This window comes from Flavobacterium sp. ZT3R18 (assembly GCF_007097385.1).
Classification (GTDB): domain Bacteria; phylum Bacteroidota; class Bacteroidia; order Flavobacteriales; family Flavobacteriaceae; genus Flavobacterium.
Window position 1 is genome coordinate 20,374 of sequence record NZ_VJZS01000032.1, and the last position, 19,075, is coordinate 39,448.

General features: G+C 33.2%; 20 protein-coding genes and 1 other RNA gene. 9 read left to right on the forward strand and 12 right to left on the reverse strand.

Features of this window, described 5'->3' with window-relative positions; translation table 11 throughout:
• Positions 1 to 162: 162 nt before the first annotated feature.
• Positions 163 to 717: a 1-acyl-sn-glycerol-3-phosphate acyltransferase gene (locus FNW52_RS19645; protein WP_143379168.1), complete on the reverse strand. Its 555-nt coding sequence runs from the start codon at positions 715 to 717 to the stop codon at positions 163 to 165.
• Positions 718 to 780: 63 nt separating this feature from the next.
• Here FNW52_RS19645 and FNW52_RS19650 point away from each other — a divergent pair, with 63 nt between their 5' ends.
• On the forward strand, positions 781 to 1,446 hold the full coding sequence (locus FNW52_RS19650) for a spermidine synthase (protein WP_143379169.1): 666 nt from the start codon (positions 781 to 783) through the stop codon (positions 1,444 to 1,446).
• 87 nt (positions 1,447 to 1,533) lie between these two features.
• Here FNW52_RS19650 and kdsB read toward each other — a convergent pair whose 3' ends face one another.
• The 4 genes from kdsB to FNW52_RS19670 all read right to left on the reverse strand — a co-directional run bounded on the left by kdsB (position 1,534) and on the right by FNW52_RS19670 (position 5,451).
• Positions 1,534 to 2,259: a 3-deoxy-manno-octulosonate cytidylyltransferase gene (kdsB, locus tag FNW52_RS19655; RefSeq protein WP_143379170.1), complete on the reverse strand. Its 726-nt coding sequence runs from the start codon at positions 2,257 to 2,259 to the stop codon at positions 1,534 to 1,536.
• 128 nt (positions 2,260 to 2,387) lie between these two features.
• Positions 2,388 to 3,221 carry a 4,5-DOPA dioxygenase extradiol gene (ygiD, locus tag FNW52_RS19660; RefSeq protein ID WP_143379171.1) on the reverse strand — a complete coding sequence of 278 codons (834 nt, stop codon included), beginning with the start codon at positions 3,219 to 3,221 and terminating at the stop codon, positions 2,388 to 2,390.
• 77 nt (positions 3,222 to 3,298) lie between these two features.
• Positions 3,299 to 3,859, reverse strand: a complete 561-nt coding sequence (locus FNW52_RS19665; protein ID WP_143379172.1) for a transposase — start codon at positions 3,857 to 3,859, stop codon at positions 3,299 to 3,301.
• A gap of 170 nt (positions 3,860 to 4,029) precedes the next feature.
• Complete coding sequence (locus FNW52_RS19670; protein ID WP_143379173.1) at positions 4,030 to 5,451, reverse strand: ATP-dependent RecD-like DNA helicase; 1,422 nt, start codon at positions 5,449 to 5,451, stop codon at positions 4,030 to 4,032.
• Between the two features lie 298 nt (positions 5,452 to 5,749).
• On the opposite strand from FNW52_RS19670, the gene FNW52_RS19675 reads away from it, so the two are divergent.
• A complete protein-coding gene (locus tag FNW52_RS19675; protein ID WP_143379174.1) occupies positions 5,750 to 6,562 on the forward strand; it encodes a DUF3822 family protein in 813 nt (270 codons plus the stop codon).
• Positions 6,559 to 7,161, forward strand: a complete 603-nt coding sequence (locus FNW52_RS19680) for an RsmD family RNA methyltransferase (RefSeq protein ID WP_143379175.1) — start codon at positions 6,559 to 6,561, stop codon at positions 7,159 to 7,161. The genes FNW52_RS19675 and FNW52_RS19680 overlap by 4 nt, the downstream gene beginning before the upstream one ends.
• Positions 7,162 to 7,199: 38 nt before the next feature.
• Here the strand turns inward: FNW52_RS19680 and FNW52_RS19685 are convergent, their stop codons facing one another.
• The 3 genes from FNW52_RS19685 to FNW52_RS19695 form a co-directional block, all read right to left on the reverse strand.
• Complete coding sequence (locus FNW52_RS19685) at positions 7,200 to 7,889, reverse strand: hypothetical protein (RefSeq protein WP_143379176.1); 690 nt, start codon at positions 7,887 to 7,889, stop codon at positions 7,200 to 7,202.
• Between the two features lie 6 nt (positions 7,890 to 7,895).
• Entirely contained in the window at positions 7,896 to 8,390 is a 495-nt protein-coding gene (locus FNW52_RS19690; protein ID WP_143379177.1) for a hypothetical protein, read from the reverse strand.
• Between the two features lie 175 nt (positions 8,391 to 8,565).
• Positions 8,566 to 10,683 carry an outer membrane beta-barrel family protein gene (locus FNW52_RS19695; RefSeq protein WP_143379178.1) on the reverse strand — a complete coding sequence of 706 codons (2,118 nt, stop codon included), beginning with the start codon at positions 10,681 to 10,683 and terminating at the stop codon, positions 8,566 to 8,568.
• Between the two features lie 141 nt (positions 10,684 to 10,824).
• Here FNW52_RS19695 and FNW52_RS19700 point away from each other — a divergent pair, with 141 nt between their 5' ends.
• Together FNW52_RS19700 and FNW52_RS19705 are read left to right on the forward strand one after the other, a co-directional pair.
• A complete protein-coding gene (locus FNW52_RS19700; RefSeq protein ID WP_143379179.1) occupies positions 10,825 to 12,183 on the forward strand; it encodes a sensor histidine kinase KdpD in 1,359 nt (452 codons plus the stop codon).
• Between the two features lie 10 nt (positions 12,184 to 12,193).
• On the forward strand, positions 12,194 to 12,883 hold the full coding sequence (locus FNW52_RS19705) for a response regulator transcription factor (RefSeq protein WP_143379180.1): 690 nt from the start codon (positions 12,194 to 12,196) through the stop codon (positions 12,881 to 12,883).
• 1 nt (position 12,884) lies between these two features.
• Here the strand turns inward: FNW52_RS19705 and FNW52_RS19710 are convergent, their stop codons facing one another.
• From FNW52_RS19710 to rnpB, 3 genes are all read right to left on the reverse strand, one after another.
• Positions 12,885 to 13,814 (reverse strand): ketopantoate reductase family protein, encoded by a 930-nt coding sequence (locus FNW52_RS19710; RefSeq protein ID WP_143379181.1) that lies wholly within the window; start codon positions 13,812 to 13,814, stop codon positions 12,885 to 12,887.
• A 22-nt stretch (positions 13,815 to 13,836) separates the two neighbouring features.
• On the reverse strand, positions 13,837 to 14,232 hold the full coding sequence (locus FNW52_RS19715; protein WP_143379182.1) for a DoxX family protein: 396 nt from the start codon (positions 14,230 to 14,232) through the stop codon (positions 13,837 to 13,839).
• 33 nt (positions 14,233 to 14,265) lie between these two features.
• Positions 14,266 to 14,610: RNase P RNA component class A (gene rnpB / locus FNW52_RS19720), an RNA gene on the reverse strand.
• Between the two features lie 121 nt (positions 14,611 to 14,731).
• Between rnpB and FNW52_RS19725 the strand changes: the two genes are divergently transcribed.
• The 3 genes from FNW52_RS19725 to dnaX all read left to right on the forward strand — a co-directional run bounded on the left by FNW52_RS19725 (position 14,732) and on the right by dnaX (position 17,625).
• Positions 14,732 to 15,025, forward strand: a complete 294-nt coding sequence (locus tag FNW52_RS19725; RefSeq protein WP_143379183.1) for a hypothetical protein — start codon at positions 14,732 to 14,734, stop codon at positions 15,023 to 15,025.
• 255 nt (positions 15,026 to 15,280) lie between these two features.
• Positions 15,281 to 16,402: a class I SAM-dependent methyltransferase gene (locus tag FNW52_RS19730; RefSeq protein ID WP_143379184.1), complete on the forward strand. Its 1,122-nt coding sequence runs from the start codon at positions 15,281 to 15,283 to the stop codon at positions 16,400 to 16,402.
• Between the two features lie 137 nt (positions 16,403 to 16,539).
• Positions 16,540 to 17,625: a DNA polymerase III subunit gamma/tau gene (gene dnaX, locus FNW52_RS19735; RefSeq protein ID WP_143379185.1), complete on the forward strand. Its 1,086-nt coding sequence runs from the start codon at positions 16,540 to 16,542 to the stop codon at positions 17,623 to 17,625.
• 31 nt (positions 17,626 to 17,656) lie between these two features.
• Here dnaX and FNW52_RS19740 read toward each other — a convergent pair whose 3' ends face one another.
• Positions 17,657 to 17,857, reverse strand: a complete 201-nt coding sequence (locus FNW52_RS19740) for a hypothetical protein (protein WP_143379186.1) — start codon at positions 17,855 to 17,857, stop codon at positions 17,657 to 17,659.
• A 79-nt stretch (positions 17,858 to 17,936) separates the two neighbouring features.
• On the opposite strand from FNW52_RS19740, the gene FNW52_RS19745 reads away from it, so the two are divergent.
• On the forward strand, positions 17,937 to 18,281 hold the full coding sequence (locus FNW52_RS19745; protein WP_143379187.1) for a DNA polymerase III: 345 nt from the start codon (positions 17,937 to 17,939) through the stop codon (positions 18,279 to 18,281).
• Positions 18,282 to 19,075 lie beyond the last annotated feature (794 nt).

Consider the following 19,075-nt stretch of genomic DNA (forward strand, 5'->3'; position numbering starts at 1 on the left):
ATTGCACTAATTTACACGAAAAATCATTTGTTTGAATTACACAAAACTTTAAAACAGATAAAATTCGTATAATTAAAAAATACTATAATTTGTGACAATTCGTAAGATTCGTGGCAGAAAATTTTAAATGCGAATGCTTTGTAGTAATGGTAAACTAAAGTTTTATTTTATTTCAAATCCCTTTTCAGGAAATTTACCTTTTACTCCTACATAGTGAGTCTTCAAAATTGCTAAATCCGAATCTATATTTCCCGTTGGCATCACAGGGTTTCCAAAATTGACTTCTTTTTTTCCAAAATCTAATGCTACTGGAATTATGGGCACATTTGCTTTTAGAGCGATGTAATAAAATCCAGTTTTGAGTTGCTCTACTTTTTTACGGGTTCCTTCAGGTGATAATCCCAAACGAAATGTTTCTTTGGAATCAAAAATTGCGGCAATTGAATCTACTTTATTTAAACCTCCCGTACGATCCAATGGAGCTCCTCCCAAATATTTGAAAAACCATCCGAAAGGAAAACGAAATAATTCTTTTTTTCCAACCCAATTGATATTGATACCCGTTGCCCCTCTGCAAATTATAGCCATATAAAAATCATGCCAGCTGGTGTGTGGCATTAGTATTAAGACACATTTTTTAATTTTCTCATCAAAATCTCCTTCTATTTTCCATCCCATAAGGTTAAAAAATATCCACTTGTAGATTTGTTTCTTCATTAACTTTTCTTTTTTGTACAAAATAAATAATTAATATCTTATTTTTGGTTAAAACTCACACTAATGTTAAAAAAAATATTTAGTTATCTTATCCCTATAAAAATCTTTAAAGTAAATTCTTCCTTAAGCAAAACCATAGAGGTAACTTGGGCAAATGGAGAATTGGTCTTAGATTCGGAAAACACCAATTATTCCTACGGTAGTTTGCAACGCATTTTAAGAAAAGGACTGAAACATATTGGCTTTGATAAAATTGCAATGATGGAACAAATCTTAGTCTTAGGAGTTGCGGGAGGAAGTGTGATTAAAACCTTGGTTGAGGAAGTTAATTTTACTGGTAAAATTACAGGAGTTGAAATTGATTCTGAAATTATAGCAATAGCAAATGAATATTTTAAACTCAATGAAATTCAAAATTTGGAAATCGTAATTGACGATGCTTTTGAATTTGTTTTGAAAACAAAAGACCGATACGACTTGATCATTATAGATATTTTTCAAGATACAACAATGCCAAATTTTCTATTTGAACAGTTTTTCGTGAATCGTATTTGTTTTTTATTGAAAAGTAATGGAATTGTGCTTTTTAATACGATGTGCTTAACAGCCGCTCATAATTTTAGAAACAAAAATTATATTGAAGAATTTAATGATAGTCACTACCAAATTCAATCGATACCTCGAATTGAAATACATAATGAATTGATTATTATTAAAAAAACGGTATAAAAAACAGTTGTAAGCAAAAGTTCACTTCTGATTTTATGCTGTGTTATTTTAAAATTTATTTTTAGTCAAAATAAATTTTAGATTGATTTACAACATTTCCCTTGCTTTTTCAAGATCTTCTATAGTATCAATTCCGATTCCTACATGAGTAGTTTCAATCATTTTGATGCGTTTTCCAAATTCTAGATAACGCAATTGTTCTAGTTTTTCGGATGCTTCCAATGATTTCATAGGTAAACTATAGAAATCCAAAAGTGCTTGTTTTCTAAAGGCGTAAATTCCGATGTGCTGCATGTATCGAACACCCACATTTGTCTCTCTTGGATACGGAATTACCGAACGTGAAAAATAAAGGGCAAAACCGTTTTGATCGACAACGACTTTTACATTATTGGGATTGTTAATTTCGTCTTCGTTTGTTATTTCACGCATCAAAGAAGCTAAATCGACTTGTTTGGTTAAATCGTTCTTAAAAACTTCAATGACTTTTGCCAAAGGCGCTGCGTCTATAAAAGGCTCGTCACCTTGCACATTAATCACAATATCCACATCTAGATTTTCAACTGCTTCGGCTATACGATCACTCCCCGATTCGTGTTCCTTGATGCTTCGAATGGCTTTTCCTCCGTTAGAAACAATTTCGTCATAAATTAAGTCGGAATCTGTTACCACAAAAACATCATCGAATAATTGTGTGTTTATTGCGGCTTCATAGGTTCTTAAAATCACGGTTTTACCTCCTAAATCTTGCATGAGTTTTGCTGGAAATCGTGTAGAAGCGTAACGGGCTGGAATGACTGCTATTATTTTCATTTGTATTATTCTATTTCTTCCGAAAAGTGTTTAAAATTTGGTTGTCAGGAACCGCTTTTTCAATTTTACAGGAAGAAAATTTATTAATGGCGGTTTCAATATAAGTTTCAAATATACCTTTTTATAATCTAAATCGAAATTTTCACCGAAGTCATACTCAAAGATCCTGCAACCAATTTGTCATTAAACAAACTCAATTCCTCTGATTTATCTTTTAATCCCAACGTATAAATCAAAGGCAAATAATGGTCTGGTGTGGGTATAGCCAATTGAAAAGCCTTACTCTGTTTTTCGAAATCTATAAGCGGTTGAAAATTTCCATCCAATAAATAATTGTTTATACTTTCTCTAGCTTCAATTGCCCAATCATATCCATAATTGTCTTTGTCAAAATTAGGAAAATCGACCAATCGCAAATTATGAACAATATTCCCACTACCTATAATCAGAATTCCTTTGCTCCGTAATGCACTCAGTTTTTGTGCCAATTCAAAATGATATTGACCTGATTTTGTATAATCAATACTCAGCTGAATTACAGGAATATCGGCATCTGGATATAAATGTTTAATTACACTCCAAGCACCATGATCCAAACCCCAATGTTCGTCTAATTCAACTGCTGTTGGTAACAATAATTCTTGGGTTACTTGGGCTAATTCTGGGCTCCCTTTCGCGGGATATTGAACTTCAAATAATTCTTGTGGAAAGCCTCCGAAATCATGAATCGTTCTAGGTATTTCCATCGCTGTTACTTTGGTTCCGCTGGTAAACCAATGCGCCGAAATACATAAAATAGCATTGGGTTTGGGTAATGTTTTAGCCATATTTCTAAAACCAGTCACAAACTGATTCTCTTCAATAGCATTCATCGGGCTGCCGTGTCCCAAAAACAATACGGGCATTTTCTCGGTATTTGAAAAAGTTCCTGCTATTTTATGTAAGTCGTTTAGTGTGTTCATAATGGATTTGATTTTATACAAAGATAAAGATATAGAGACGCGATAAATCGCGTCTGTACAGGCGGGCGGGCAGAGAATTATTTTCTATAAAATTTATCTTCTTCCCATTTCGATGGATTTTCTTCTATATAATTTTGTATTCTTTCAAAGGATTCTGAATTTCTGATAATATGATCGTAAAAACGAGAATGCCATTCGAAGTTTTGATTTACTTTTCGTATTTCAAATGTACATCTCCCTTTATACCATCGAATTATTCGGGATATATTTTCTGCAAGCATAGGATTATTTTCTCCTGAAAATCCGCCTATTGCCTGCTCTGATTGTACAGACGCGATAAATCGCGTCTCTACGAATACAACCGATTTATCAATAATCAATATTCCATGCATGTGATTGGGCATAATCTGAAAATTCCCCAATTCAACATAAGGAAATTGTTTTACTATTTCTATCCAATATTTTTCAGCCAATGCTCCAACTGCATTCAGATTCATTTCCATATCGACAACTTCTCCAAAAAAGTGCTGCGTTTCCTTTGTACAAATCGTAATAAAATAAGCTCCATTAGTACCATAATCCCAATTTTGCAATCGAGCTGAAGGAACCCTATATTTATTTCGGAATTTTTCTGCCATAATTTGATCTTTTTATTAGCTATACCAGCGAGCGGACGGGTACAGACGCGATTTATCGCGTCTCACACAATGCATCACACACAATGCATCACACACAATATTTGCTCAACTAACGTGAGACGCGATAAATCGCGTCTCTACAACAACGGCATCAACAACAACAATTTCGATCATTCTACAAAACTTTCATCTTTAAAACCAATCAAATATAATTTATTTTTGGCACGTGTCATAGCAGTGTACAACCATCGAATGTAATCCCTGTCGATACCATTGGGTAAATAAGGTTGTTCTATAAAAACGGTATCCCATTGCCCTCCCTGCGATTTATGACAGGTTATGGCATACGAAAATTTGACTTGCAAGCCATTGAAGTATTCGTTTGCTTTTACTTTCTGGAATTGTTTGAATTTGGTTTCTCCTTCGTAATCTTTCAATACTTCCTGATACAATCTATTGGATTCCTCATAAGTTAACGATGCGGATTCACTTTTTATAGTATCCATCAAAAGTACGGTTTCAAACGGAATCTGATTGGGGTAATCAATCATTCGAATTTTTACTTTCGCAAATTTAAAACCGTACAATTCTTTGATATTGAAGATCTCTAAAACTTCGATAATATCACCATTGGCAATAAACCCAGCTTCATCCGAATCTTTTAACCAAAAATAATTGTTCTTCACGACCATCAAGAAATCGCCCGTAGACAATTCACTTTCTTTATCGAGAATTTTGGTTCGGATTTGCTCATTGTATTGATTGGCTCTTTTATTCGACCGAACGATAAAAGCCGTGTCTTCGATACTGTAATTACTGTAAGCCGAATTAATCGCATCCTGAATATCGTAGCCATCGGTCAATCGCACAATATCTTTGAATTTCCGAACATCAAATTTGAATTCGGTTATAAAGGAATCTTTCAGTAGCTCACGTAATTCAGTAGCATTATGCAAAATCCCCGAACTTTCTTCCTGACGCATGACTTCATCCAGTTCAATATAATCGACCTCTTTATTGTAATTTAAACTTAAGGTTTGAATGTCTAATGCAGGGCTAATGTCCAAATTTACTGGTGGCAATTGAGCCGTATCTCCCAATAAAATCATTTTGCAATTGGTTCCCGAATACACATACGAAATCAAATCATCCAGCAAAGAACCATTTTCATACAATTTAGAATCCGAATTCGTGTCTGAAATCATCGAGGCTTCATCGACTATAAAAATGGTGTTTTTGTGTTTGTTTTGCTGTAACGTAAACGAAACTCCACCACCCGAAGACTTCTTAGGGAAATAGATTTTTTTATGAATCGTAAAAGCCGGTTTATTCGAATAATTCGCAATTACTTTGGCCGCGCGCCCTGTTGGAGCCAGCAAAACGTATTTTTTATTGATGTCCAATAAACTATTTACAATCGTAGAAATAACCGTTGTTTTTCCCGTTCCTGCGTATCCTTTTAGCACAAAAATGGTATCATTCTCATTCTCGGTCAAAAAAATGGCTATTTTTTGAAAAAAGATATCCTGTTTGTAGGTTGGTTGAAAAGGGAATTTTTTCTGTAAAAGACTATAAAATAAGGAGGAATTCATTGGGTGTAATTTGAGTACAAAGTAAGTCTATTTCAATGGCAATTTCAAAAATCACTTGAAATATCAATGGCAATGGCAATATCAATTTCAAAAACATATAATAATTGGAGTACAAATTTCAAAATTCAATTTTAATATTTTTGAAAAAAAATCTATTTTGCATCTGCTTGTAACTTTTAATTTTTTCTATTGTCATTGTGATTATCACTATGATTGTCTTTGAAATTGCCATTGCCATTGATATTGCCATTGCCATTGCCTTTTTAATTTGTAAGTTTGCAATGTTGAAAACAAATCTATGAACACCAATATAACAGATAAAAAATACAAAAAACTTTCTATTCAAGTTTCCTTGACTGGACTTTCTTTTTGTTGTTTTGACACTTTGAATAATAAAATAACGGCACTCAATGAAGTGCAGTTTGACCCTTTTCATAAAGCAACCAAAATTGAGGAATTGTTCGCGGATGCTTTTCGGGATTACCCTGAATTAAAAGAATCTTATGACGAGATTCAAGTTATACACAATAATAATCTTTCAACATTTGTTCCTACGGCTCTGTTTGACGAACAATTTTTGGGGAGTTATTTGCAATACAATACCAAAGTTTTTGAAACCGACTTTTTTGCATTTGATGAAATAACAAATTATCAAATGAATGCGGTTTACATTCCTTATGTGAATATAAATAACTTTTTTATAGACCAATTTGGTTCATTTGATTACAGACATGCCAACAGTATTTTGGTTTCAAAACTTTTGGATGCCTCCAAAAACAATGACGCCAAGAAAATGATAGTACATTTTAATCCAGGTCATTTTGAAATTATTGTTGTCCAAAACCAAAAATTACTTTTATTCAATTCATTCGAATATAAAATTCCCGAAGATTTTATTTATTATTTGCTTTTTACAGCCGAACAATTAAATATGAATCCAGAAAGTTTTAAATTGGAATTATTAGGAGCCATTTCCGAAGAAGATGTTTTTTATAAAATCGCTTTCAAATACATTCGGAATGTATCCTTCTTTGATGTAACTGATTTACAAAAAAACAACTCTTTTTCAACAGCTCAAAATCAGCAACATTTTATACTTTTTAACTCATGAGAATCATATCCGGAAAATACAAAGGAAGACGCATTTCCCCGCCAAAAGGCCTACCTGTTCGCCCAACAACAGACATGAGTAAAGAAGCATTATTTAATGTTTTGAATAACCATTTCAGTTTTGAGAACTTGAAAATATTGGATTTATTCGCAGGAACAGGTAATATCAGCTATGAATTTGCTTCTCGTGGGAGTACACCAATCACTTCTGTAGACGGAGATTTTGGTTGCGTAAAATTCATCAAGCAAGTGGCAGCCGAATATGATTTTAATATTGCGGCTACAAAAAGTGATGTTTTTGCTTTTTTAGAAAAAAACAAAACTTCTTACGACATTATTTTTGCCGATCCACCTTATGCATTAGACCAAAAGACTTTTGAGAAAATTGTATTATTGATTTTCGAAAAAGAATTACTCAATGAAGAAGGTATGATGGTTATTGAACATTCTAAATATACCAAACTGGATCACATGATTAATTTTTCTTTCCAGAAAACGTACGGAGGTTCTATTTTTAGTTTCTTTGAATTGGATTCAACCGAAGAGGAAGAAATAGATGATGAGTCCAATCGAAAAAGCACCGAAGATGACGAAGATTAATTTATAAAATAATTTTATACCCAAAAAGAGAGCCCTTGTTATTGCAAGGGCTCCGGTATTTTAATAGGTCTTGGTTTTGGTCCTGGTTTCTTTTTAAAACTGAAATAATAGTTTAAACCAGCTCCAAGTGAGTTTTTTATAAAAAAATCACTACTCCCACTGTGATTTAATTCATTCAAAACGCTACCCAGATCAACATTTTGATAATAGATATTCAAACATAAAGAATCCGTATTATCATTAGAAACACTAATATCAAGACCAATGCCAATTCCTAAAGAATGTTGCCAATCTACAATTGTTTCTTTGGTTGTCGTTTTTACATCATTAGCATTTAATGTTGTAAATTTTCCCACAGCTGTGACTTTAGAAAAAGAATATTTTGGCAAAAGCACAAAATAAGTGTCATTTTCTCCATTATTACCAATACAAATCTTTGGACAGAAATTAAAATTCAAAGCGTTAGCCGACCTTCTAAATATACTTTTTACATTACCCTGATCGCTATGAAGTTCTACATCATCAATAGGAACTAATAGAACATTAAACTCAATTTCTGGTTTTATATAATGTTTAATCTTAAATTCAGCACCACAATTGACACCAACAAAAAGTGATTTGTCTAAAATCCCACCTAAATAACCCGAAAAACCACCAAAACCTCTAATGTTTTGAGCTTTTGCATTCATAGAGATAACCAACAAGATAAATAAAAATATTTTTTTCATTACTAACTATTTACCAATTACCCAACCTAGTGTGAAATTTATCACTGGTACAACTTTGCCGTCGTATTTATCAAACTTATATCCGATTCCTCCGTTTAAACTCAAATTAAAATTATGCTTATAAGTCCTTTGAAAACCCCAGACAGGAGCAACTGTAATGGATGGTGCTGATGATGAATAATTCGAATTTGAATTAATGGACTCAAAACGATAAATCGTATTCAATCCATAAAAATCACCCGAATTACCTATAGTTCTCTTTCCTTTGCCTGCTCTTTTCTCTATGTTATAATAATGGCGATACTGCTCGTTAATAGTTGGATAATAAGACCAAGTAGAGCCTCTAAAACCGCTACTACTATAACCAACTCCAAAACTTAATTCTGAATAAAGGGTGTTTTTATCACTAAAACCATGCTCGTAAACAACACCGGGTAATATTAAATTTATCTTGAATTGATTTTTCTCAACAACAGTAGTTTCTTGAGCAGTAGTTTTCATTAAAGGACAAAAAAGCAAAAAACAAACAAACGAATAGAGCAATTTCATAATAGGATTGTAATAAAATTAAAATGCGCCAAATGTAATACAATTATTATATGCAAAACACTTTTGTAGTTATTTTAGTTTAAAAAATAAATGGTTTTCAAACTATAAAAAGTACCTCGGAAAATTATTATCGAATTCTATTGGAGTTATCATCAATATTTTTTTCTTTAAACTCGGTCGATTTTATTTTACCAAAAGAATATTTAATAGCTATTGAAAATTCATGTGAGTCAACCAAAAACCTCGCTTTTGAACTGATATTATTTATGGTAAATCTTTCTTCGTATATCGTATTTCTAAAAACATCATTATAACTTAAGGTACAGTTCCAATTCGTGAAAAATGTTTTTGAAATTCCTAAATCCATGACAAACATTGCTTTTCTTTCAAACACACCTTCTTTTTGTTCCGTTAATCCCCTAGCTGCTGCCACTATTGTGTACCCTTTTGGGAGTTTGAATTCATTGCTTGAATAATAGTACAGATAGGGTTTTGATGCTATAAACAGCGCAGAATTATCTTCAATCTTATTCAATATACAACTTATACTATTGCTTGATGTCCAATTTTTATACGTGAAAGGCAATGTGAATTCTAAATTAAATCCCGTTTCTTTCTCAAAATTAGTTTCTTTAAAAGTCAGTATATTGTTATGGCTATCGAATATAAAACTGCTATACACAGGATCTGTATTTTGATAGTAACTTAGCTTTACCGATTTGTCATGATATTGAAAACTAGACGAAATCTGATTGTTAATTGTTGGATCTAAATTGATATTTCTAGAATATAAAAAATAGGGATTGATATAAGCGGCTCCCTGACTTGTCGATGAATAATTGGGTCTCGAAATACTTTTGGAATAGTTTACCGTTATCGATTTAGTACTGTCAATCGGGATATCCAACTGTACTTTCGGAAAAAAATCAGTGTAATTCTTGTTGATTAATGGCGCAGCATCATTCTTGAATTTCCCCACGATGTTGGTGTTTTCGACTCTAAAACCAACCGAATACCCAATCTTTTTGATATTTCCAGACAATTGTGCATAGCCTGCACTATTTTTCTCTTTAAAATTATAATTCGAGCTGATTGTAGTATTGCTATCATAATTGAAGATTTTAAAATCGGTTTTAGCATCTGCAGCTAAATAAAGTCCTCCGTATTCCAACCTCATATCATTTTTAAATTTCTTTTCAAGATCTACTCTACCCGATAAAACATCAATATTAAATTTTTGAGCGCTGTTTTGAGCCCATTCAAATTGAGTGTCATTGAAATTATTCTCGGTCAATGACCTTAAATCTTGATCAAAATTCGAATATTGAAATCCAGTAAATAACTGTGTGTCAATCGATTTTATTTTCTTTGAATAGTTAACAAAAGAGTTAACAAAATTCTTCACACTCTTATTATCACTATGTGTCACGACATTATTTTCTACATTTCCTTTCTTGTTGTAGGTTGTGGTGTTTATATCAAAAGGTTCACTTTGCAATTTACCATTTACACTAATTGAAAAATAATCTTCTTCATTGATTTTATAAAACAGACCACCACCAAAAATAAACTGCTTTCTTTTGGTATTGGCTGTAGCAACATTATAATTTGAAATTATATCTGCATCTGGAATTTGATAGCCGATACTATGACTTTCCCAAGGATTTAATTTATTGTAATTAAAATTGGCTTTCCATTCTAATTTATTCTTTTTAAAACTCGAATTTATTCCCAGATAATTATTGTATTCTTTCTTGAACGAGGCCACTTCAGATAAAGTTGTTTGAGAACCTTCCTTTTTGCTAAACTTTCTGGTAATCAAAATAACGGCTCTACCTTCGGCTTCATACTTAGAGGAAGGATTATTAATGATTTCAATGGTTTTAATGTCATCAACAGACAGGGCATTCAAGTCATTCATGCCCATTTTTTGATTGTCAATATAAATTAATGGGTTTCCTTTTCCTATAACCGAAATATTTTCTTTGTCGGCACTGATCGTAATGTTGGGTAATTTAGATAGCAAGTCTATTGTATTGGGAGTTGCATTCAGAATTGAATTGGCTACATCGACTTTGATATTTCCATTTTTGTTGCTGAACATTTTCTTTTCTTTAGTGACAATTACTTCGTTTAAGTTATTTGATATACTGTCGTTTGTGGTTGCATTTTGTCCATATCCAAATCCTGATATAATAAGACACATCGTGATAGCTGCATTTTGAATTCCTAAATTCTTTCTCATTTATAATAGTATGTTTTGTGATTTTGAAACATTGCAAAAATGAATCTAAATACTCGTTCTATAAGTTAATCGAAGGTTAATGCGGAGTTAATGGCTAATTTGAATAATAAAAGGATTATTTTTGAATTCAATTTTTACCGAATGAAGCAAAGAATCAATTTATTAATCGCGTTTTCAGTAGTCGCTTTGATTGCCTTATCGGTGGTGCAATGCTATTTGGTAAAAACCACTTATGATTATAAAGTGGCTCAATTTCACACGGAAATCAAAGATAAAATTGCCCAAATAACGAATGATTATAGTGATATTGATTCAGCTTACGTGAACAAAAAAGAGTTGTTGTATAAGCAATTGGCTCAAAATTATATTTTAAACAAAAAACCAAAATTCCATATTGAAAGTACATTGCTTAATAGTGAATCCGGAAGCGAATTAACTAGAAAACTGCAACTTAAATTCAAACGTGAATTCCCTGATGTTTCAATAAATTTTGCCATTGTTCTGAACAAGTTTGTCATTTATAACAGTCATAAAAAAGCAGATACCATTTTTTCAGAAAAGCCATTTATCAAAAACAAAATATATGGCAATTTGGCGACTTTAAACAATTCTTTTTTGGTTCGGAATTATGTCAGTACGACAAATGGCTCTTCAGTAATGCCCGATTATAAATTGCTTACCGAAGATTCTATGTACGTTTCTGTAATCGATTGGGAAGCCATAATTCTAAAAAGAATGAGAATGGTTTTATTGCTATCGTTACTTTCAATTCTAACATTGATAACCCTTTTTGTAATTGCCATAAAAGCATTAATCAAACAAAAAAAAGTAAGTGATGTCAAAACCGATTTTATCAATAATATTACCCACGAACTCAAAACGCCTTTGACCACTTTGGGAATCTCCACAAAAATATTGGAGCGAAAGGACATTCGGGACAATGAAGTGCAATTCAACACGATTCTAAATACCATTTCACGTCAAAATAGTCGTTTACAGAGTTTAATTGATCAAGTAATGGCCAATTCATTGGGAGAAAACGAAATTGAATTGCTAAAAGAAAAAATCGATGCAGAATCTTTTTTGAATTCCATTGTTGCCGATTTTAAAATTACATATCCCAAAGTAACTATTGAAACCTTTTATAACACCAAAGAAACCTTTTTGATTTTAGATAAATTTCATTTGACAACGGCCATTTTAAATGTACTCGAAAATGCCGTAAAATATGGAAGTAACACAATCATAATTAAAACCGAAATACTCAAAAACCAATTTAACCTCAGTATTAAAGATGATGGAATCGGGATTTCAAAAAACAAGCATTCCTTATTGTTTGATAAATTTTACAGAGTCGAGCAAGGTAATTTACATAATGCCAAAGGATTGGGATTGGGCCTTTATTATGTAAACCAAATCATAAAAGCACATCAAGGCTCCATTGCTGTTATGAGTGATTTAGGAAAAGGATCTGTATTTACCATTATGTTTAAAGTTTAATAATTTACCATTGAAAAAAGTACTTTTAGCCGAAGATGATGCTGATTTTGCAAGTGTCCTCAAACAATATTTAGAGTTACACCTGTATGACATCACTTGGGCTGAAAACGGAGAAGAAGCGTTGGCTGTTTTTCAAACTGAAACCTTCGACATTTGTGTTTTTGATGTCATGATGCCCAAAATGGACGGGTTTACCCTTGCTGAAAAAATCATCAAAATCAATCCAGAAGTTCCCTTTGTATTTCTAACTGCCAGAAAGCTAAAAGAAGATAAAATCATAGGATTAAAATTGGGAGCCGATGATTATATCGTAAAACCTTTTGAAGCAGATGAACTTGTTTTGCGCCTGAACAATATCTTAAAAAGGAGTAATCAACAACAAACACAATTTGCAACAATTAATGAATTACAAATTGGTGCTTATTTATTTGACACCAAAAGATTATCATTAAAAAGCAACACCACGACACAACAACTTACTGAAAAAGAAGCGGCTCTTATTCATTTTTTCTATACCCATAAAAATCAAATGGTAAAACGAGAACAAATCTTGAAAACAATTTGGGGTAGTGACGATTTTTTTTCAGGAAGAAGTATGGATGTCTACATCAGTAAAATTCGGAAGTATTTCAAAGAGGATTCTCGAATAAGCATCGAAAGCGTTCGAAATATTGGACTTGAATTTAAGATAGATAACTAAATTATAGCGTTTGCCTAGATAGTTTTTCAAATACCTTTCGATAGGTTGGTGTATCAATTTCATATTTTAAACCTTCATTTACCACAAACTCAGTCAAAGAGGCCAGTTCTATTTTTCGTCCCGCCATCAAATCCCGATGCATGGATGACGTTGCATCATGAGGAGTTTTTTCGAGTTTTAAAATAGTTTGAAAAACAATGTCATTAGGTAAATCTAACCCTTTAACAGCCGCAATCATTGTTATTTCATTCAATAAAGAAACATACAACTTTCTGCTCGATTCCGTATTTAACAGCTCTCCAATATTCTGATTTAAATAGGAAGTAGCTGAGGCTAAAGCCGAAATAAAAATAAACTTTTCCCAAACCGTTTCTTCAATAACATCGACCAAATAGCTTTCAATAGAAGCGTTTTCGAAAATGGTTTGCAATGCCTTCATTTTAGAAATTGAAGCCGTTTCTGATCCAAAAAACAGCTTTTCGAAAGGGCCAATTTTCTTGATTACTCCAGGGGCAACAATCATCGAAACAATATAAACGCAACCTTGCAAAACTTCATCATCCGGAAAAAGTGTGCTGATACGTTCCGGAGCATCTACACCATTATATAAAGGAAGAATCACGGTGTTTTTTGTGATCGCTTTTTTTACAGAAAGTAAACTATCTTCTATATCATACGTTTTTGTGGCACAAATAAGGTAATCCAATTTTCCGATTATTTCAGGATTATCCGAAACCAAATCTGGAAAAACAGTCATTTCACCTTCATCAGATATAATTTTCAATCCGGATTCCGAAACAACTTTTAAAGTTTCACCTCGAGCGATAAAAACAATTTCAATGCTGTCGGATTTAGCATACGCTTTGGCCAATAATCCTCCAAAATAACCACCTACTCCACCCAATCCTAAAATCCCTATTCTTGTTTTCAAATTATTGAATATTAAAAAAATGTTATACTTTTTCTTTTTTTGAAGCTGCAATAACGATTAGTGCCAAAATTAAGACACAACTGTATTCCATTCCACCATCACCATGCTCTCCAACCCACCAACCCCTTTCATAATGAATAATAATATTCCCCATTATCAACATTAAAATGAATCCAAGCGATAAATACTTTGCATAATAACCAAAAGCCAGTGCAATTCCACCAACAATTTCATAAAATGTAATTCCCCAAACCATAAAAGTAGTGGCGAAAAAACCTTTAGCGGATAAAAAACCTGCAAATCGTTCTATTGTCCCGTTTGCAATTCTCATCCCCGCATGGGCAACAAAAATAAAAGGAATACAAATACGTAAAAACAAAATGGATTGTGGCAAAGAAATAAAAGGAAAATTTTTCATATTTTTTTTACTAAAGTAGTGAAAAAAACACAAAAAAAATGCAGACCTATAAGCCGGATTCTGTTCTCGTCTCGTTTTTTGGAACGAGACAATACCCTATCATTTATCTAGATCTTGCATTACTGCAAGACTCAAGCTATCTACCCTTCAGCAACGAGCGAGAAGCCCTTAAATGCTGATATACTTGATATTTCACCGCATAGAGTTTACCTGGTTTCACTACAGCATTACCTGTACATACTTTCTGTTGCACTTGTCCTACCTTGATTGCTCAAGATGACGGGCGTTACCCGCTATGCTTCTCTTTGGTGTCCGGACTTTCCTCCCTCTTGTCCCGATAACTATCGGGAACAAAACGACGATAAGGCGGTCTGCGGTGCAAATTTACACTATTTATTGGTGGATTACTATTTCAACATGTTTACTTTAATCATACTTTTACAACATCTTAATTATAAAATAGTTAACTTTAGTACTTAATACTAATCTCCTTTATATCATGACAAAAATGTATCATTATGCCACTGTTTCCGAAGCATTGGATGATTTGAATGAAAAAGGTTTTACCTATGATTTCAATATTCACGAAGCCGATATTGTAAAAAATCCAGACAAATACGAGATCGTACATATCTACCGTTACGAAGGAGATTCAAGTCCAGACGATGAAGCCGTTGTCTACGGAATAAAATCAAGTTCTGGCAAAAAAGGTGTTTATGTGGCCGGATTTGCCGCAAACTCTGTCAATGAAGCTACTCAAGTATTGATTCAATTGAGCATTAAAGGAAGATAAAACCACCTTCTCATTGTTATTGAAATTGATTTGGGCGTGCCACCACTAGAAAAGGGGCCAAATATTCAAACCGCTTATTCGGCCCCTTTCCTACTGCTGTCAGGCTTCCCGATAATTATCGGGACGGGCTACTTTGGTAGCTTCCTCCTATCCTTCACGCAAGACTAACGTAAAACAAGAACATTATTTAGATGATGAAATATTCAATTATTTTTTGATCTTGAAATTGCTATTGAAATTGATTTTTTTATCTCTATGTTACTCTCTGAAATAATAATTAATCGAATCAAAAATGAAGGTCCAATATCCTTTCGGGATTTTATGGAAATGGCTTTGTATTATCCTGAATTGGGATATTATAACTCCAAACAAAACATAATCGGGGCCGAGGGCGATTTCTATACCAATGCCAGTTTATCTGCTTCTTTTGGAGCCATGTTAGGTTGCCAAATTGAGGAAATGTGGAAAACTTTAGGCAAAAAAACATTGAAAATTATTGAATATGGAGCCGGAACCGGGTTATTATGCCATGATATTTTAGATTATCTAAAAAACAATTCCGACTTATACAATTGTTGTTCCTACTCGATTATCGAAAAAAGTACCAGCATGCGTGAAATAGAAAAAAAACATCTGCCTGAAAAAGTGAGCTGGCATTCTTCCATTCAAGAAATCCCCCAAATGAATGCCTGTATTGTATCAAATGAATTAGTAGATAACTTCTCAGTCCATCAAGTAGTTATGGAAGATCAATTAATGGAAGTTTTTATAGACTATGAGCATGGTTTTAAAGAAGTACTACAACCTGCAAATGAGGGCCTTCTTGCCTATTTTGAAACTTTAAATGTAACATTGCCAAAAGGATTTCGAACCGAAATCAACCTTGAGGCCATCACTTGGATAAAAGAAATTGCACAATGGCTCAAAAAGGGATATGTAATCACTATCGATTATGGCGCTTTATCTTCGGAATTGTACAACATCAATAGACGTCTTGGAACACTTTTATGTTTTAACAAGCATCGTATCAATGATAATCCATATCAGCTTATCGGCGAGCAAGACATCACAACACATACCAATTTTTCGGCCTTAAAAGATTGGGGGGCTAAATATGGATTAAAATACCGTGGGTTGGTTAATCAAGCTAATTTTCTATTGGGTCTTGGTTTTCAGGAATATCAAGATAAATTAGCAAAAGATAAACAATCGAATGCACAATTAGCGCTACAAGAATCAATAATAAATTATAGGCTGTTGATGGATTTAGGGACAAAATTCAAAGTATTGATTCAACAAAAAGGAGTTTCTGATTATCCATTATCTGGCCTAAAATTATTAATTTCTACTCAAAATTTATCACTGAATCGTTTTTAGGTTGTTTTTAAAATTTGAATTTTGTTTATTTTTCCGTTCTTCCGATAGCTATCGGAATCGCTCAGGATCACAATTTGTAATTTGTAATTTGCTATTTGGAAATTCATATACTATATTTGCTTTCGAATAAAAAACCTATGGAACAATTTGTAGTATCGGCTCGTAAATACCGTCCACAAACATTTAAAGATGTGGTGGGACAAAAAGCCATTACCAATACTTTACTTAATGCCATAGAAAGCAATCACTTGGCTTCAGCCTTATTGTTTACAGGACCTCGTGGTGTAGGAAAAACAACTTGTGCCCGAATATTGGCACGCAAAATCAATCAGCCGGGTTATGATGATCCCAACGAAGATTTTGCCTTCAATGTATTCGAACTCGATGCTGCTTCCAACAATTCAGTAGATGATATTCGGAATCTAATCGACCAAGTACGTATCCCGCCACAAACGGGTCAGTACAAAGTCTATATTATTGACGAGGTACACATGTTGTCTTCGGCCGCTTTTAATGCTTTCCTAAAAACATTGGAAGAACCGCCAAAACACGCCATTTTTATTTTGGCTACGACCGAAAAACATAAAATTATTCCAACGATATTATCGCGTTGTCAAATTTTTGATTTCAAGAGAATTACCGTAAAAGACGCCAAAGAACATCTTGCCGATGTGGCTACCAGTCAAGGAGTTGTTTTTGAAGACGATGCTTTACATATTATTGCCCAAAAAGCAGATGGTGCTATGCGTGATGCTTTATCTATTTTTGACAGAGTGGTTTCCTTTTGCGGAAGCAATTTAACCCGTCAAGCCGTTACCGAAAACCTAAACGTTTTAGATTACGAAACCTATATTAATGTTACCGATTTAATTCTAGAAAATAAAATCCCTGATTTATTAATCACATTCAATGATATTCTTGCCAAAGGATTCGACAGTCATCATTTTGTTTCAGGATTGGCTTCTCATTTTAGAGATTTATTGGTAAGCAAAACGCCTTCGACCCTTGTTTTATTGGAAGTGGGAGAACAAGCGCAAAAAATGTATGGCATTCAAGCGCAAAAATGCAGTCAAGAATTTCTATTAAAAGGAATCGAAATTGCCAATGATTGCGATTTAAAATACAAAGCAAGCCAGAACCAACGACTGCTTGTTGAACTTTGTTTGATGCAATTGGCCTCTATCACTTTTGATGGAGAAAAAAAAAAGTTGAGCAATATATAATTCCGCCTACTTATTTTAGAAAAACTCCTGATTATTCGATTGCTGATGTTCCGAATGCAAAAATCAATGGCAATTTCAATAGCAATAGCAATGAAAATTTCAATTTAAAAACTGAAGCTTCAAACCCAATTGCTACTCCGGAAAAGCCACAAGCTGCTGCTGTTGTAACTCCAAAGCCATCAAGTAATGAACCTAAAGTTTCGGCATTATCACTTTCTAGTATTCGAGCCAAGAAAGCTTTAGAACAAAGTCTAAAAGGATTTGTAAAAGAAACCTCTATTTTACCAACTGAACCTTTTACAGAAACAGAAATGTTTTTGCAATGGACAAAATATGCGCAACGTCTCGGAGATAAAGGATACAAAATAATGGAATCCTTATTGTTGATAAATGATCCTAAATTAGACGGAACGGCTATCACTTTTGAATTGCCAAACGAAGGCTCCAAACTAGATTTCGAAAGTGAAATGATTGGACTCTTAGGACACCTAAGAGGACATTTACACAATCATGACATTACTATAGAAGTAATCGTGAATGAAGCTATTGAGGTAAAAAGAAACTTCACAGATCAAGATCGCTACAACAGACTTTTACAGCTCAATCCAAACATAGAGCTTTTAAGAACAACATTTGGTCTAGATTTGGATGCTTAATAAAGATTTAGATTCATATGTGTTTTATTTCTTTTTATTTCGAGACAACCCATAAATACTCCGCTAAAACCTTGATTTCAGTCTTGTAATTCAGCATTTTGAAGTTTCTCAATAGTTTGATTTTTGTTTAATTATACATTTTCAATTTCTAATATTTCATTTTATAAAAGGATAAGAAATGTAAATTTTCATATGCGTGCTTCCGAGAGTATTGCTACTTTCCTTGCGACAGGTCTTTGTGCTTATCCAGTTTTTGGTCAATTTCATACACAGATTTATTGTTCTAGTAAAAAAAAACGAGCTTATATTTATCTTTACAACTTTTGTTTTACAAGAGTTGTTTTCTACCATCATTCAGAAAACCAATCTCTTTTCGTTTTTTTGCCTTTCTTGTCTGTAGCCACAACCATCCGTCGCATCTTACTGAAACATACTTAATCGAATTCAATTGCAAATTTTCCAATGTCAATTTACGATACTAATTTACGAATATTTTCACCTCCCGCAAAAAACTCTTGGGTGTTTGCGTGAGCTAAATCATGGATATTTCATATCTAGAAAGCTTTCGGGAGAGATGATTAACGATTTTTGATATACTATTTTACGGCTGTATTTTTTTTCTACACGTTTTACCATAAATTAACATATGATTAACTTTGCAAATAAAACTGGCAATTTTATAAAACAAAAAAAAACCCCGTTTCGTAAGAAACGGGGTTTTCAAAAGAAAGGCGACGACATACTCTCCCACATAACTGCAGTACCATCTGCGCAGGCGGGCTTAACTACTCTGT